The organism is Gordonia sp. UCD-TK1, from assembly GCF_001691435.1.
Classification (GTDB): Bacteria; Actinomycetota; Actinomycetes; order Mycobacteriales; family Mycobacteriaceae; genus Gordonia; species Gordonia hongkongensis.
This window is the reverse complement of record NZ_LZMP01000015.1, coordinates 1-15695: the sequence shown is the minus strand read 5'-3', so window position 1 is coordinate 15695 and position 15695 is coordinate 1. Positions and strand designations below refer to the sequence as shown.

The following is a 15695-nucleotide window of genomic DNA, read 5'->3' as shown; positions in this document are numbered from 1 at the left end:
GCCGCACGCGGCGGCGAAAAGGGGTGAGGCCCGGGGCAATGAGCCCGCCACCGTCACACCACTTAACGGCGGACCAACTCGCGGTATTCCTCTCGAGTGACGTTGACGGTCAGCGCTACTCGCAGGCGACGCCGTCGCCGTCGCGGTCGAGCTTGCTGCTGTAACCGGGTTGGCCGGCGTAGATCGGGGCCGCGCCCGCGGCGCGGACTGCCGAGCAGTTGGCGTAGTAGACCGACGACGGCGCCTCAGCCGCCGGCGGCGGGTTGTAAGTCGTCGTCGGCGGGGTGTAACTCGGCTCAGGGATCGGCGGCGCGGTCGAGGTACGGGTGTTGGGAACCTGGCGGGTCGTCGGTGCCGGTACCGCGGCGCCGCAACTGGTCAGGACGCGGGTGATGGCGTCCCGTTCGGCCTGGGTCACCCACAGCTTGTAGGCGGCTTTGACCTCGACCTGACGGGCGACGTAGGTGCAGCGGTAGGAGCGGTTCGGCGGCAGCCAGGTCGCGGCGTCACCGTCGCCCTTCTGCTGGTTGGTGGGACCGTCGGTGGCTTGCAGGTTGCGCGGATCGTTGGCGAAGTCGGCCCGTTGAGCGGGGGAGAGCTGTTGTGCGCCCTTCTGCCACGCATCCGACAAAGCGACGACGTGGTCGATCTGCACCGCCGAGGAGGTTTGCTGACCACGGGTGAAGGTGATGGTCCGACCGGTGTAGGGGTCGGCGAGTGTCCCGGACTGGACGGCGCAGCCGTTCGAGCCGGGCTTGAGCACGATGTTGGTCAGATCGCGGCGCAGGATGTCGTTGCGGGTGTCGCACCCGTTGTGGCCGCTGTCGACGTTCACGTCGTCGGTCCAGGCTTGCCCGAACAGATCCCGGTCGTACCCGGTCTTGGGTGCGCGACCCTTCACCGCGAGAGTGTCCAGTGTGGCCAGCGCCCGGTTTGCGGCTGGCGCCGCCGACACTGTGACCACTGGTGTTGCCGTGGGCAACGACACTTCCGACGTCGGGGCGTCCGAGGTCGAGGTCGCAGGCAAGGTCGAGGTGTCAGCGACCCGCTCGGTGGTCGTCTCGGTCGTCCCGCACGCCCCCAACGTCAGGGCCAGGACAGCGGCACAGCTACCGACCAGGACCCGAGGGCGAATCCTGCGAGGTGAAGGGGTGGCCGGCGACTCTGTCGAGGAGACGGCAGGGGAGACCTGTGGCATAGCCATTGAGCGGGAGAGCCTTTCACGAAAACGGCGACCGGCACGCAATGGCCGATGCAATGTCACCTAGCTATAGCAACCCACTCGGACAACGTTACGAAACCGGACAATCCTGTCCCACGTTTGCTTCGGTGCCCTCGGCCGTACTCGAACTGACACTGGACGGATTTTGAATCCGTTGCCTCCGCCGCCGTCGATCAGGTGTGAGCTCGGATGGTCCACTATCGGTCAGAACTTGGTTCGATGCAGCGATTGGCCTGGTCCATGGGCAGTCTCGCGATGGTCTGGGCAGCCAGCGTAGTCGTCTCGTAGGTACCGCACAGCGCGACGGCATCTAAAACGAATGCTGGCTTACGACACCGAAATTCACGTGCCCCGATACTCCCGCGTCGCGGAATGATGTGCCGGAAGGCGACCCGGGCCGCACAATTGCCCGCTGTACACACGGCTCAGCCCAGCTATGATCTGCTGCTTCCTTGCATCCACGCCAGGGTGTCGAGTATGCGCAGCTCACTGATGTGTTCAGGGAGGCCTGCGGCGTCTCTGGCAGCTCGGAGACGTTGCCGAAGCGGGGGATTTCCTGTCAGTGCCTGGTGGATGGGCACCAGATGCGCGCCGCCTCGGGTACCGAGGACGTCGACCACGACGGTGTCCCAGATGGGATAGAGACGAGGTCGTTTGCGGGCGATCAACTTGGAGGCGATGGTGGCGCCGATGCCAGCGACAGTGCGCAGCTGGGTGTCGAGGACCCACGCGGGCCAGGTGGGATCGAGAGGGCCTGGTTCGTCGGCGAGGTCGCGATCGGGTCCCACCGCGGCGAGGTAGCTGGAGAATTCGTCACGGCGCTCGAGGAGGAGCGCTCGAGCGGCGGCGGGTCCGGCATCGACAGAAAGGAAACCGATGGCCACGAGGTCATCGGCAGTGAAGACGTCGGAGTCAGATTCCCGCGTGCCGGTGGAATCCCAGCTGTCGAAGACAGCGCCGGTATAAGCGGTGCCAGGGTATGGGTCGCCGAAGTAGGTGCGCAGCACCGCTGCGGCCGGGCGCGGGTCATCGATGGTAAGCGTCGTCGGGACAATGATCGTCATGATCCAAACCCTGCCACGTAACACCCGATAGAACAGCGAGCCGAAGCGCTTGCGCGTCTGGAAGACTCACGGCATGGTGATCCAAATCAGATTAAGCGACCGAATCGATCACACACCCGAGCAGATCGCATCTGACTCATTGGGTCGATCATGGTGCGGTTTCGACCCGTCAGTCGGCGACCGGGAATTGTGGCAGCACAACCGCGGGCGGTGGGACCTCAACGAGGCAAGGATTGCCGAGGAGACCTACGCGACGTTCGTTCACGATGACCGGACAGTGGCGGCATACAAGATCAACGGCTACGAACGGGTCTCCGACCCCGGCCCCAAAGCCACCAAGATCGCGTTGATCGGCGAACCGCTCACCTCCGCTGACCCCCTCTATGACCTCCTCGTCGATCAACCAACGATCCACCGCGGCCGAAATGCCATCAACTACGTCGCGGAGCCTGAAACCGCGGGGAGTTCGGAATCCGTTGCGGGGCATCGCGCATTCTTGCTCACCTGGAATCCCGATAACTCGGACTGGGCCGACTACCACGAGTGTGTTCTGACCACCGAGGAAGGACACACAGTCGATGGGCGGTGGTCGACCGGCAGCAGAAGGACGGGAATCCGGCGCGGGGACCGGGTGTTTCTGCTGCGTCAGGGGACGAGAGGGCGAGGTCTCATCGGCAGCGGCGAGGCGGTCGACTTCGCCGATCCGTCGGGAGTTCACGACGAGATCATCTACACCGACGCGCACTGGGACAACAGCGGCGCGACGACCAACTACGTCGATGTCCTGTGGGACCGACTCGTCGAACCCGACGACATGTTGCCGACTGACCAACTCCAGGAGGAGTTTCCCGCACAGAACTGGACACCGATGAGCAGCGGCACGGAGATCCACTCCAATGTGGTCGCTGACCTCCAAGCGATGTGGTCAGAGCACGTCGGCAACACCCACCCACCAGGTGGGGGACAGGGGAGGCTCGACGACGCCGCCAGACGCAAAGCCATCGAGGACGCAGCCCAGGACTGGCTTATGGACCACTACCGAGATGAGGGATGGGTGGTGCGCGACACCCGCTACGACGGGCCTTACGACGCTGTCGCCACCAAAGGCAGGCAAACGCTCTATCTCGAAGCGAAGGGCACGCAGAGCAACGGAGACGCGGTGTTCCTGACTCGTGGCGAAGTCGAGCATGCCCGACGACACCGCGGAAACTGCGTCATTGGTATCTGGTCAGGAATGCGATTCACCAGCGACGGGATCGTAGACCAGGAGGCCGGCGAGGTGCTCATCATGCCGTTCGACCCGGACACCGGCACTCTGACTGCGCTGCAATACCGTTGGGACCTGGGAGACAGTGATGTCGTCTGACCGACCGACCCAGCTGTTCACGATCACGCAGAACGTCGATGACAGCGGACCTTGCGGCGGCTGGTGTAGCGGTTCTTGACCTCAGTGGACCGATCGCCCGGCCCGTTGGGGCGGGAGAGTAGTGCGCCGGCTCCCTCGTCAGCGTCTTGCGCTTCTCGCCCCGTCGACCTCATGTCCGGTCAGGAGCGATGCTGCGTGGTCCACCGCCAGTCTGGGAACTCGGTTTCAATGCGGCGGATCCGCTCGGCCGACAGGCGGCCCTTACGGTAGTCGGCGCGCCGGTTGGCGACCCACTGCCCGATCGCGAACCCGTCGATCACAGCCCGATGGCGGGCGTTGCTGGTGCCGTGCGCGGCGACATACCGATGCAGGTGCGCGACCCCGGCCTCGAACGCGGCCGCGGACGACGCGACCTGCGGCGACCACTGCCAATCCGGAAACTCGCGCTCGAACAACGCGACCCGGTCCGCACGTAACCGGCCTTTGCGGTAGTCGGCGCGACGATTCGTCACCCACTGTCCGAGGGCGAATTCGTCGAACACCTCGTGCTGACCCACGAGGCTCGTCCCATGGGTGGCGACGTAGCGACGCAGATGCGCCAACCCGACGTCGAACTGCGCGTCGTACACACTCCACCGCCAGTCCGGGAACTCGGTCTCGAGCCGTTCGATCCGCTCAGCGGACAGGCGGCCCTTGCGGTAGTCGGTGCGCCTGCTGTCCACCCACACATCGATCGGGTACCCGTCGATCCTCGCGCCGCGCGGGGGAGATGTCGAACCGTGTGCGGCGACGTAGTCGTGCAGGTGCTCGATCCCGACCTCGAACCGCCGGTCCTCAGCACTACCCATCACAGCTCACCGATCGTGCCCTGAGTCGAGCTGGTTCGGATGGTCCACTGCCAGTCCGGGAATTCGGTCTCTAGGCGGCGGATCCGCTCGGCCGACAGCCGGCCTTTGCGGTAGTCGGCGCGGCGGCTCTGCACCCAGGTGCCGATCAGGAATCCGTCGATCACATCACGCCGGCGGGCGTTGGGCGTGCCGTGCACGGCGACGTAGCGATGCAGGTGCTCGATCCCGGTCTCGAACGCGGCCGCGAATACTGCGGTCTGAGGGGTCCATTGCCAGTCAGGGAACTCGCGCTCGAACAGCTCGATCCGCTCGGCCGACAGCCGGCCTGTGCGGTAGTCGGCGCGACGATCCCGCGCCCACTGCCCCAACGGGAATCCGTCGACCACCTCGTCGAAGCCCACGCGGCTCGTCCCATGGGAGGCGACGTAGCGGCGCAGATGCGCCAACCCGACGTCGAACATCGCCTCCCGTACATTCCACCGCCAGTCGGGGAACTCGGTCTCGATACGGCGGATCCGCTCGGCCGACAACCGACCCCGGCGATACTCGGTACGCCGGCTGCCGACCCAACTCCCGATCAGAAACCCGTCGATCATCGCCCCGTGCGGCGGCGAGCTGCAACCGTGCGCCGCGACGTAGCGGCGCAGATGCGCGATCCCCGCCTCGAACCGCTCCTCATAACTACTCATCGCAGCTCACCAGCTCACTCGATCAGCACCCCGGATCAGCGTCACCGATCATCGGCCTCGTTGCGCCACAGAGTGTTTGCACGAGCGGCGCAACTCGTCAGATCATCCGAGTCCCTGTCGCGGAGGTCGATCGACAACAGCGAGTCCTGCCACACGCTCGCCAGGTACAACCTGCCGTCGTGTTCAACTGCGCCGGTAGAGGTGTCGAACGACGGATGCACGCCGCGGACCTCATCAACCACCCGGCCGTCGGGATCGACGCACACCGCCCACACGATCGCCTCCGGATTGGGGCGCAGGACGTCCGGGAGCCGCCAGATCGCCGAGCGGATGAACCCGGGCCAGTTTGCTGACCGGTCGAGCGCTGTGTTGCGGGGGTTGGTCATCGCGATCCACGATCGGCCGTCGGCGAAGCGCGACATGTTGTCGGGGAACCCGTGCATGTTCGACAGCAGCACCTCGACCTCGCCCTGACGGGGCCCGGTCAACCACAGCCGAGACAGGCTGTAGTTGCCCGTTTCGGTGAACAGCAGCGACCGCCGGTCAGGTGCGAGGGCAACCCCGTTGGGGAAGTAGAGGCCATCGAGGACCGTCGTCACTGTTCCGTCCGGATCGCGGCGGAAGAGTCGTCCCGACGGCCGGTGCTCCAGCAGCGCGCCCATGTAGTGCTCGAAGTCGAACCGGTCAGTCGACTCGGTGAACCACACCGTGCCGTCCGGGCCGGCCGTGGCGTTCGAGCAGAACCGCAGCCGAACGCCATCGACCTGGTCGACCAACGTCTCGATCTCGCCCGTAGCCTGATCCACCCGCAACAGCCCCTTGTGCGCATCACACACGATCAGCCGTTCGTCGTCGCACACCTCCAGGCCCAGCGGCCGGCCACCGGTGTCTGCGATGGTTTCCAGTTCGCCGGTGAAAGGGTGGACTCGCACGATCGCACCACCAGTGACGCCGCAGATCAAGAACCCATCTCTGTCGACCACCACATCTTCGGCCGTTCCCACGCCAAGCGGTTGGAGTTGCGTGGTTGTCGGTAGCTCAGACGGGCGCTGGTCGCCGCGGGGTGGTCGAATCTGTCGCCTGGCAGGGGAGAGTCCCTGTTTCCGCAGTGGCACGACCACGAAGTGTAAGCCGAGATCGACGAGCCCCGACCACACGTCCAGCTGATCAACGCTGAGTTCCCGGACTGGCCGTGGACCTGTCGGGCACGCGCACCGGATAGTGCACACTGCATCTGTATTCCCTGTCCGTGGATACGGGTTCACCACAACACTGCTAGCGAAGGACGGGAAGAGCATGGCCGGCGAGGGAACACGGTACGAGGTCACTGAGATCAAGGCAATCCGGGGCACCGAGTCGAAAACGATCGCAAGCAAGCAGCAGGACGGCTGGGAGCTGGTCACCCAGCAGGAGGGCCGCCTGCGAACCACCATGACCTTCCGTCGACCAAAGCCGAAGCCGCCCTGGCGATTATGGGCCGCACTTGGTGGCGCCGCTGTCATCCTGGTCAGCATCATCACCGCCGGGGCGCTATTGGAAGACGACAGCGCGGCATCCCAGGCCGATGCCGAGGCGGCCTCGAACACCGCGCAGCCTGCTCCGGAAGGAGAGGCGGAACCCTCCTCGACGGCTGACCCGATGATCTGCGAGACGACGCCGGTTGAAGATACATGCAAGTTCGGCCAGACCGCGATCTACCGCGACAGTGTGCGGTCGGGCGAGGTGGAGTTGGAGATCACCGTGGGCGCACCGGTCGAGTTCACGCCGAGTCAGGACGCGGACATCATGTATGAGCGGCCTCCGCAGGCCGTGAGCGTCTACTTCCCGGTCACCATCAAGAACACCTCGCCAGAGTTAGCAGTGGGTATGATCCACGGGCAGGCCACCAACGTCGAACAAGGCGGAACCGGCGTTGAGTCAGTGACCGACGGCGACATCGACTCGTTCGCGGTCGGGCGTGCTGAAGGGATGCCTGTGGGCGAGTCGGTGAGCGTCAAGGACGGCTGGACCATGACAACGCTTGACGGTGTTGAGTACAACCTGCAGATCAATGGTCTGGCCGGATACGCCATCACATTCACGCGGTGACCGACTGCCGTATCCGCAGCCTGCCTCACATGATTGCTGATGGTTGCGGATCAATTCTGGACCGATCTACGCGAGGTCCACTCGAGGCCCAGAAGCGTGAGTGCGCGCGAGGTGGGGATCGCGACTGCGGTCTCAAAACGGCGCGGGGCAACTCGACGACCTGACTTTTCCTTCCTCTGCTTGTCTTTGGGTGATCAGCCTGATAAGTTAACCGTCCCTCCAACTCTGAGGGTCTCCTATGAATTCTGCTGCCGCGGGGCTGATCCATGCCCGGCGGTGGATGAGAGAAGTTCATACGGACCTCGGAGGGGAGGTGAACATGCTGGCACTCACAGTGATCGTGGGCGTCATTCAGATCCTCATCATGGCAGCGCAGCTGTTCGTGACGGTTTCTAAGTAGCTTCGAAGGGGGGTGGGCAGGGAGCCCACCCCCTCGCACTATGCAGGGTTCCGTCCAGAGAGCCTCTCCGTGAGTAGCAAATAGATCTCATGGCCGCGTACTGGTCGCCGGGTATCGCAGCGTTTTGCTGCGGCTCATCGTGGTCAAACGAGCAGGTTCCCCGGCAGAATCGGCGAGACGACACCGCACGGGACGCAAAGATGCGAAATCTCTATCAACGCGGGCGACGCTGCGGCGGCGCCCGGGTCGGGCTCTCAGTGCCGTGATGAGAACGCCACCAACGATCTTCACTGGGACGGACCAGTGCCAGACACGATCGGCGTGGAGACGAACCTGAGCATCACGCCCGAAATCGACCGCTACTGTCGGGTGACATCAATCTGAAACATATGAGTTCCCGTGGTCGCCTCTCGGCCTACTCGGAAATTTCCGCCACTCACGGCGACCACTAGGATCGACGACCGAGAGGGGCAGACTTTGGCGCCCCTGGGATTGCGTAGACGGGTGAGCGATGGGCAAGCATCAAGGCCGGTTGGAGCTGACCTGGACCGACAAAGACAAGGCGCTCCTGTCGACCGGCGACGGCAAGTACGACTACACCTTCACGGACCGCGACGACCCGAGAGTCCGTGAAGTCCGGCTCATCCGTGAGGTTGACCGCATCGAAGTTCCAACCCCAGAAAATCGCCCGGATGGCCTCCCGAAGCCGACCAGGGACAACCTCCTCGTAACAGGCGACGCGATGCACGTCCTCGACGCGCTGGCGAAGACGCCCGAGTGGTCACACAAATACCTTGGCAGCGTGAAACTGGTGTACATCGACCCGCCATTCAACACAGGGCAGACATTCGACAATTACGAAGACAACATCGAGCACTCGATCTGGCTAACGATGCTCCGAGACCGTCTGCGCCAGATCAAGCCGTTGATGGCTTCGGACGGGTCTGTGTGGGTCCACCTCGACCATGTCGAGTCGCACCGGTGCCGCGTTGTGCTCGACGAAGTCTTCGGTGCCGCGAACTTCGTTGCCGAAGTCGCCTGGCAAAAGGCCGATAACACCCGCAGCAACAACCGAGGCTTCTCGATCTCTCACGACGTTCTGCTTGTTTACAGAAAGAGCGAAGCGTGGGTTCCGAACCGGATGAAGCGGGCGGCGGCTCTAGACGTCAAGTACACCTCGCCGGACGGAGATCCCCGGCGATGGTTTGATGGTCCAACCACCGTTCGAGGTGACAGGAAGCACCACGACTACATCCACGCGATCCAACACCCGATCACGGGTCGGCTCATCTACCCAACGAAAAGTCGGCACTGGGCAAAGTCCCAGGACTGGATTCTCGCGCAGATGGGCGAATACGCACCCTACGAGTTGCGGGACATCGATGACGCTGAGGCGCGTGCCAATGTGTGCGGAATCGGCGTCGAGGAGATTCGCCCTTCTGTTCCCGCGGTCATGCTCGCGGCGCCCTTAAAAGACGCGGCGCGGCAGGCCCGGAAACGATACGAGGCAGGCAATTGGCCCGACATCATCCTGCGATCCGGTGGGGAAGGCGGAGTCGGGTTCAAACTTCGCATCCCGAAGGGTGGGTCTGTTCCGACCACTTGGTGGCGATTCGACGAGGTTGGCTCGAACCGCACAGCGAAGTCGGAGATTAAGGCACTCTTCCCCGGCGACCACGCCTTCGATACCCCCAAGCCCGAGCGGTTGCTGCAACGAGTAATTCACATCGCAACAGACCCCGGTGACCTCGTGTTGGACTGTTTCGCAGGCTCCGGAACCACCGCAGCGGTCGCCCACAAGATGGGGCGCCGCTGGCTGACGTGCGAGATGCGGGATGCAACGGTGGCCAAGTACACCCGAGCCCGGCTGACGAGTGTCGTGAACGGGACCGACGGCGGCGGCGTCACTTACGAGCACGCCCGTGTGCCATGGATTAACAGGTCCGGTGAGGAAGTCGAACTTCCCGAAGGGATGTTTCCAGACAAAGCTCACGAGTTCGCGAGCCTTCTGAAGCAGGTGATTGAGCACGTGGAGACGGCTGAGATGGACCTCGACGAGGCCACGCTGAACGCCCTCAGGAATGCTGTACGAACGAAGCCCACGAAGACGCAGATCTGGCACGGCGGTGGTGGATTCACTCACCTCGTTGTTGGGCCGTCGATGTATGAGGTCGACGACGAGGACGGCGACGTGTACCTGTCGGCCGAAGCCACGAACGGCGCGTGGTCGCAGTCGGTCGCCGCCCAGTTGCGATTCACACTCACGCCTGGCCACCCAGTGTTCTGCGGTGTCCGCGGACGGCAGCGGCTGGCCGTCATTGATGGCGTGGCAGATGAGGTCGTCGTTCGCACGGTGCTGGAGCACCTCGGTGAGAAAGAGCGCGCTGTCGTTGTGGCGAAGGTGGTGCTTGCCGACGCGGAGTCGCTGCTGACGGAGTTGTCGCCGGGCTCACGGATGAAGAAGGCGCCTCGAGACCTATTTCTGATGAGGACGGTGAAGTGACATGACGGTCGGCATCACCTACGACGAGGCACTAATCAACGAGATCGCTGCGCGTTTCGACCTCCGCGACCCGAACAAGCGTGCGTTGGAGGCGGTTGTCAAGGCGTTGGCAAACTCCACCCAGGAAGCGGCTGCGCTCCCTGAATTGGTGACCGATCTCGCCACCGGTGTGGGGAAGACCTACCTGATGTCCTCCCTCGTCGATTACGTGGCAGCGCAGGGCATCCGTCACGTCCTGGTTGTGACGCCGGGCAGCGTCATCCAGAACAAGACGTTGGCGAACTTCGACGCCGCGTCCGCGAAGTACGTGGGCGGCGCGGATCATCAGCCGGTCGTGATTACACCTGACAACTTCCAGACAGGTGCCGTCGGTGCCGCGCTACGCGACTCCGAGGAGCTGAAGGTGTTCGTGTTCAACGTTCAGCAGCTAATCCGACCCACCGATAAGGTGTCGCGGAAGGTGCGAGATACCGATGAGAACCTCGGCGACGACCTCTACTCATACCTGGAACACGCCGACGACCTCCTGGTTATCGCCGACGAGCATCACGTCTACCACGAAAAGGCCAAGGCGTTCTCGGGCGCGATCCGCGACCTGCAACCGGTCGGTCTCGTAGGCCTGACCGCGACACCGAACAAGGCGGACCTCGCCAAGGTGGTCTTCCAGTACACGCTCGGCGAAGCCATAGCGGACGGTCACGTCAAAATCCCCGTCATTGTCTACCGCAAGGACGGTACCAAGGACGAGCGGACGCAACTCGGCGACGCCTGTCAGTTGCTGCGCGTCAAGGAGGCCGCGTACCTGGCTTTCCGCGCTCTGAATCTCGAAGCGCCCGCTGTCCGGCCAGTTCTGTTCGTTGTCGCGTCCAGCATTGAACACGCCAGCGAGGTCGGCCAGTTGCTCGCCCAGCAGGGTTACATCGGCGACCCATCAGCCGTCTTGGAGATCACCTCCCAGTCGTCCGACGAGGCCCTCACCTCCCTCTCGGAGGTCGAGGCCGAAACGTCCCCCATCCGCGCGATCGTGAGTGTCAACATGCTCCGCGAAGGCTGGGACGTGAAGAACATTGCCGTCATCGTCGCCCTGCGGAAGCTAGCATCCCAAACTCTCACTGAACAGATCCTGGGCCGCGGCCTCCGACTTCCATTCGGCACCCGAACTGGTTCGCTGCCCGTCGATCAGGTCGACCTCGTGGCTCACGACTCGTATCAGCAGTTGCTGGCTCAGAAAGACGTGTTGCGACAGAGGATTCAGACGCCGCCCGCCGCGGTCGAGGTGGATGCCCAGGGCGCAGCCACCACGGCGGGCGGACTTCCCGTGCCGGACCCGACGAAGCCAACCGCCGCAGCAGTAACGCCTGTCACCGAGCAAGAAAACGACACAGAAGCCCAACCTGGCTTCGACGATCAGGTGACGTTCACGATGGCTGACGACGGGGACCAGTCGGGGGAGGAGCAACCGGGACTCTTCCTTGCCGAGACCGAATCTCGGACTTCGGAGCCTACCCCGCAGCCGCAAGGACGGACAGCGGGCGCTCCCCAGATCACGTTTCCCCGTCGTGAGGCCCGCTTGGCGTACGCCTCGTTCAGCCTCTCCGACATCGCCGACGGAGATGCGGAGGCCGCAGGCGCACGGTTCATCACCGAGGTGCCGACCTTCCTTGTTCGTGATGCGCTGGTCGCGTCGCGTGAAGGGGAGGACGTCACGATCAAGGTCACTCCGCAGGCGCACGCCGAAGCCCAGCAGGCGCTCACGGGGATCGACACAATCAGGGAGGACCTAACAGCGGCGATCTTCCGTCACCCCGGCGTCATGCAGGAGCGGGCCGAGAAGAATGCCGCACGTCGCTTAGTCAAGGCGTTCCTGAAGGGTGCTGGTGTCACCGTTCAGACCGAGACGGCCGAGTGGGGCGAGATCCGCCGCCAGCAGGCCGTCGCAGGTATGGCTGTTTTGGTCAAAGAGGCCTACGCCGGTCGAAAGACCCAGATGAAGCATGAACTCGTGCCCATCACCCTCCCGGTCGAGCCGGTGCTAGTTGACCCAAACGCGAGGGACGCCTACAACGACTCGTTCGTGAAGCACCTCCAGTTCGTCGGCTGGCAGCACAACGTCATGCCGGTTGCATCCTTCGATGCGGGGACAACGGAGTGGGCGCTCGCGCATTTGCTCGACCGTGATCCCGCGATCGTGTGGTGGCTGCGTGTCTACACCAACGGGCCCGCTTACATACCAACCACCGATGGTTCGTACTTCCCGGACTTCATAGCCCTCGACACGGACGGAACGTACTGGCTCATCGAGGGCAAGTCCGACAAGAACGCAAACGACGCAGACGTTCTGCGGAAGCGCGAGGCCGCTGAGCAGTGGGCCCGTTCAGTCCGCGACGACGGACAGTTCGGCGCCTGGCGTTACGTCTTCGCGACCGAGACCCATATCAGGGGCGCCGTGGGCTCCTGGGCCGGGCTACTTGTTGCGACGAACCCTGAGTGAACCTCGTCGGCTGCTACGACGACGCGCGACAGTCCGGCCTTGTTGGATGACAGCCGACCCGAGGCAAAAGACTGGGGTCTAGACAGGCTTATCGCGACCGAATGACGCCCGCGTGAATTGGGGTGGCCGGCAGCGAAACGGTGTGGTCTGACGATGTGACGTTCTCAGCCGCCATCACGAATCCGTTGCGGTGCAAGAACCCACGGACCGCATGGACTTTATGTGCGTCGGTGATGGGCCGACCCCGACTCCCATATCGTGGTGCGACATCCAGATTTAAGGTGGCGTAGGGCTCAGCCCGCCCGCACGCGGTACCTGCAGAAGCGGAGTCTACCCGCCCCCCGATTACGTCTCATGGGACGTGAGGTCGACAGCCGGAAGCCGCCGCACCGGGGCGGACGGTGGGCGCGCCGCCGGCATCGGTCATGATCGTGATGTGCCAGCCCATCTCGAGCGGATGATCTACGTCGACGACTCCGGGCACCCCGCGAGCGGCCTCCACGTCTACGGGTGGATCGAGTTTCCTCCCGACCACTGGAGCTCAGTGCTCGCCTCGTGGCTCGACACCCGAAAGATGCTGTGGCGCGAGTACAGGATCGCGGTCACCAAGGAGCTACACACCACCGAGTACGTGAATGGTCGCGGCCGTATCTCGAGGGGCGTCCCCGACCGGCACGTCCATGCCGGCGTCGAGTATTGGAAGGATTTCGGCCGCGAGGTCGCTGAGGTCTGTCTGGAGACACTGCGCTGCACGGAGGGACTGCGGGTAGGTGCTGTTTACCGTCGCGGCAACCCTGGCGAGATCGCCACAACCAAGCGAGACCTGTATGCGGACCTCGTCGCCCAAATTGAGGTCGAGCTCGCTGACAGCGGCGGCCTCGGCCTGGTGTTCATGGACGGCGACGGCAACGATCCGACATACCGAACCACGCATCGAGGGCTCGACCTGCGTAGGAGACGACTCATCGAAGATGCCGTGCATATCGACTCCGCCGCATCGCAGCTGGTGCAGATGGCCGACCTGGTCGCGTGGTCGGCAAACTCGCACGTCGATCGTCATGCTCACAACGAGTTCGCGTGGCAGTGGTACGAGAAATTTCTATCCGAGCGAGACCCTTCCCGCGTCCCGCAGGAAATAAAATCCCCCTAGATACAGCGAGACCCCCTTATCCACAGGTGTGGGGGGGTCTGCGACAGCAACACTACGCTCTGCCCCAGGTTTAATCAATACACAGCGCTTACCGTGGGCCGGTCTGTCGACATGCTCTTGCAGATCCCGGGCCCCTGGGTCGGCGAGGGCCGGCAGGCTGCTGAGGTCGATAATGGCCTGCGCCGCGCCACTGACGAACTCGACCGGGAGATGCGCCGCATCTTCTAGGCCCACTGAGCGCAGTCGATCGCAATGGTCGACACGCCGATCAGTGGCGACACGCTGATCGCGACCAGGGAATCTCACGAATGTTATTTGCAAGCTGTTGTGTCGATGGTAGGGGCGATAGACTGACCCCAGAACGACAAGATCCCGAACGGGATCAACCTCGTCCGGGTTCTGTCTCACAGTTGGTCGCTGTAAGGACAGGCTACAACGCGGGTTCTCGAGCTACAACAACTCGGGGGTAGGGGTTCCATCGTCGTTCCCAACAACAGGAGCGCCCTGTGAAACACACCGTCCACGACCTCGGCCATCAGAAGAAGGGCGCGACCGCCGTTGTCACGCTCGATAGTCAGGCCAACGTCCAGCTGATGACACAGTCCGAGTACCGGAACTACAAGTCCGGTCGCCGCTACCGGTACACCGGTGGTCTCGCGAAGCGCTCGCCGGTCCGGCTGACGATCCCGAGCTCTGGCCGGTGGGTCATCGTTACCGACCTCGGCGGTTACGCAGGTCGTTACCGCGTGGGAGTCGGTGTTGAGCCCGCACCCCGTGGCGCTCTTCCTACGATCCGCGAAGACAATCCGGCTCGGCGGGTCGAGGTTCGCGACGACGTTGTTGAGCCGCCTTCGGACGACATCATGGCTGGCCAGACGTGGGACGTCTTTCTCTCTCACGCGTCCGAGGACAAGCTGAGCGTTGCGATACCGCTCCGTGACGCGCTTGCCGTGCGCGGCGTCCGTGTCTGGTTGGATGTCGCAGAACTCCGCATCGGTTCGAGCCTACGTCGGCGTATCGATCAGGGCATCCGCTCGAGCCGGTTTGGTCTCGTGGTGTTGTCGCCGTCGTTCTTTGGCAAAGGCTGGCCAAACCACGAACTCGATGGGATCGTCACCCGCACGAACGCGGGCGAGCAGTCAATTCTCCCGATCTGGCACGAAGTGGGTGCCGACGAGGTCCGCGCCTATAGCCCGTCCCTTGCCGACAAGGTGGCGTTGTCCACGGCCACCCATGAGATTGAGGCGATCGCCGACGAGATCGCGGCTGTGGTGATCGGAGACAAGGCGGCCTGATCGCGCGCCCGGCCCAGCCCCGTACCAGCAGGTCTGGGCCGGCCCGCTCTGTGACCGCCGGGTCAAGTCACGGATTGATAAGACCCCCGGTCGAGCTGGGCGGGACTGGGCTCGGCCCGGACGGCAGCCGTGTGGGAGTGCCGAAAGGTTCCCAGGTCACGGTGGGGCAGGTCTCACGTCCGTGTCATCAGGTCTCGACTAGGGTGGCCAAGTCTCAACTAGGTTGTCACCCGACAATCTGACACCAACTAGGGGTACGGCGTCGGAGGTGGACTCCAGCGTACTGGTAACCGTGAATATCGAACAGATCAAGTCCCGTTAGGACGAACACGCCTCGTCTGTATGCAGCGTCCGAGGACTGGACTGTGCCGTAGTCAGTCACTCACCCAGAGATGAGAACTCGGGTGCAGCTTTGCGCTGGTTCATCTGCTCCCGTATGAATCGACGCGTTCGCCTTGGCCCCAGCGAAGGGGACTTGGACCTAAGGTCGTCGATCATCGCTGCGATCTCGGGTGTCAGTGGTTCGGAGCGAGCAATTCCGAAATAGATTGGAACGCGGTCAGCATCGCTACTAGAGTG

Annotated in this window: 12 protein-coding genes; 7 read left to right on the top strand and 5 right to left on the bottom strand. The window is 63.6% G+C overall.

The features are described 5' to 3' along the window. Positions 1-115: 115 nt before the first annotated feature. On the bottom strand, positions 116-1198 hold the full coding sequence (locus A9310_RS10490; protein ID WP_065630560.1) for a DUF1524 domain-containing protein: 1083 nt from the start codon (positions 1196-1198) through the stop codon (positions 116-118). A gap of 458 nt (positions 1199-1656) precedes the next feature. Further along, positions 1657-2286 carry a DUF6308 family protein gene (locus tag A9310_RS10485; protein ID WP_065630559.1) on the bottom strand — a complete coding sequence of 210 codons (630 nt, stop codon included), beginning with the start codon at positions 2284-2286 and terminating at the stop codon, positions 1657-1659. A gap of 49 nt (positions 2287-2335) precedes the next feature. Here A9310_RS10485 and A9310_RS26135 point away from each other — a divergent pair, with 49 nt between their 5' ends. Then, positions 2336-3652 (top strand): DUF3883 domain-containing protein, encoded by a 1317-nt coding sequence (locus A9310_RS26135; RefSeq protein ID WP_217492964.1) that lies wholly within the window; start codon positions 2336-2338, stop codon positions 3650-3652. Between the two features lie 179 nt (positions 3653-3831). Here the strand turns inward: A9310_RS26135 and A9310_RS10475 are convergent, their stop codons facing one another. The 3 genes from A9310_RS10475 to A9310_RS25870 are packed head-to-tail and all read right to left on the bottom strand — an operon-like array spanning position 3832 to position 6487. Then, the gene (locus A9310_RS10475) at positions 3832-4500 is read right to left on the bottom strand and encodes a helicase associated domain-containing protein (protein WP_065630557.1); all 669 of its coding nucleotides are present in this window, start codon (positions 4498-4500) and stop codon (positions 3832-3834) included. Continuing rightward, positions 4500-5189: a helicase associated domain-containing protein gene (locus A9310_RS10470; protein ID WP_065630556.1), complete on the bottom strand. Its 690-nt coding sequence runs from the start codon at positions 5187-5189 to the stop codon at positions 4500-4502. Before A9310_RS10470 ends, A9310_RS10475 begins: the two co-directional genes overlap by 1 nt. 41 nt (positions 5190-5230) lie before the next feature. Next, complete coding sequence (locus A9310_RS25870; RefSeq protein ID WP_302621811.1) at positions 5231-6487, bottom strand: SMP-30/gluconolactonase/LRE family protein; 1257 nt, start codon at positions 6485-6487, stop codon at positions 5231-5233. On the opposite strand from A9310_RS25870, the gene A9310_RS25130 reads away from it, so the two are divergent. The 6 genes from A9310_RS25130 (at position 6486) to A9310_RS10440 (ending at position 15116) form a co-directional block, all read left to right on the top strand. After that, complete coding sequence (locus tag A9310_RS25130; protein WP_065630554.1) at positions 6486-7277, top strand: hypothetical protein; 792 nt, start codon at positions 6486-6488, stop codon at positions 7275-7277. The genes A9310_RS25870 and A9310_RS25130 overlap by 2 nt on opposite strands. A 484-nt stretch (positions 7278-7761) precedes the next feature. Further along, positions 7762-8061, top strand: a complete 300-nt coding sequence (locus A9310_RS26580; RefSeq protein WP_139104590.1) for a DUF4839 domain-containing protein — start codon at positions 7762-7764, stop codon at positions 8059-8061. A gap of 127 nt (positions 8062-8188) precedes the next feature. Continuing rightward, positions 8189-10180 (top strand): site-specific DNA-methyltransferase, encoded by a 1992-nt coding sequence (locus tag A9310_RS10455; protein WP_065630553.1) that lies wholly within the window; start codon positions 8189-8191, stop codon positions 10178-10180. A 1-nt stretch (position 10181) separates the two neighbouring features. Beyond that, a complete protein-coding gene (locus tag A9310_RS10450) occupies positions 10182-12671 on the top strand; it encodes a DEAD/DEAH box helicase family protein (RefSeq protein WP_065630552.1) in 2490 nt (829 codons plus the stop codon). 457 nt (positions 12672-13128) lie between these two features. Next, positions 13129-13821, top strand: a complete 693-nt coding sequence (locus tag A9310_RS10445) for a DUF3800 domain-containing protein (RefSeq protein ID WP_065630551.1) — start codon at positions 13129-13131, stop codon at positions 13819-13821. 506 nt (positions 13822-14327) lie between these two features. Beyond that, positions 14328-15116, top strand: a complete 789-nt coding sequence (locus A9310_RS10440) for a DUF1883 domain-containing protein (protein ID WP_065630550.1) — start codon at positions 14328-14330, stop codon at positions 15114-15116. Positions 15117-15695 lie beyond the last annotated feature (579 nt).

What these genes read in the sequence shown, in the direction of transcription:
- A9310_RS10490 (WP_065630560.1), bottom strand. Translation starts at nt 1,198, where the DNA reads ATGCCACAGGTCTCCCCTGCCGTCTCCTCGACAGAGTCGCCGGCCACC.
- A9310_RS10485 (WP_065630559.1), bottom strand. Translation starts at nt 2,286, where the DNA reads ATGACGATCATTGTCCCGACGACGCTTACCATCGATGACCCGCGCCCG.
- A9310_RS10475 (WP_065630557.1), bottom strand. Translation starts at nt 4,500, where the DNA reads ATGGGTAGTGCTGAGGACCGGCGGTTCGAGGTCGGGATCGAGCACCTG.
- A9310_RS10470 (WP_065630556.1), bottom strand. Translation starts at nt 5,189, where the DNA reads ATGAGTAGTTATGAGGAGCGGTTCGAGGCGGGGATCGCGCATCTGCGC.
- A9310_RS25130 (WP_065630554.1), top strand. Translation starts at nt 6,486, where the DNA reads ATGGCCGGCGAGGGAACACGGTACGAGGTCACTGAGATCAAGGCAATC.
- A9310_RS25870 (WP_302621811.1), bottom strand. Translation starts at nt 6,487, where the DNA reads ATGCTCTTCCCGTCCTTCGCTAGCAGTGTTGTGGTGAACCCGTATCCA.
- A9310_RS10455 (WP_065630553.1), top strand. Translation starts at nt 8,189, where the DNA reads ATGGGCAAGCATCAAGGCCGGTTGGAGCTGACCTGGACCGACAAAGAC.
- A9310_RS10450 (WP_065630552.1), top strand. Translation starts at nt 10,182, where the DNA reads ATGACGGTCGGCATCACCTACGACGAGGCACTAATCAACGAGATCGCT.
- A9310_RS10445 (WP_065630551.1), top strand. Translation starts at nt 13,129, where the DNA reads ATGATCTACGTCGACGACTCCGGGCACCCCGCGAGCGGCCTCCACGTC.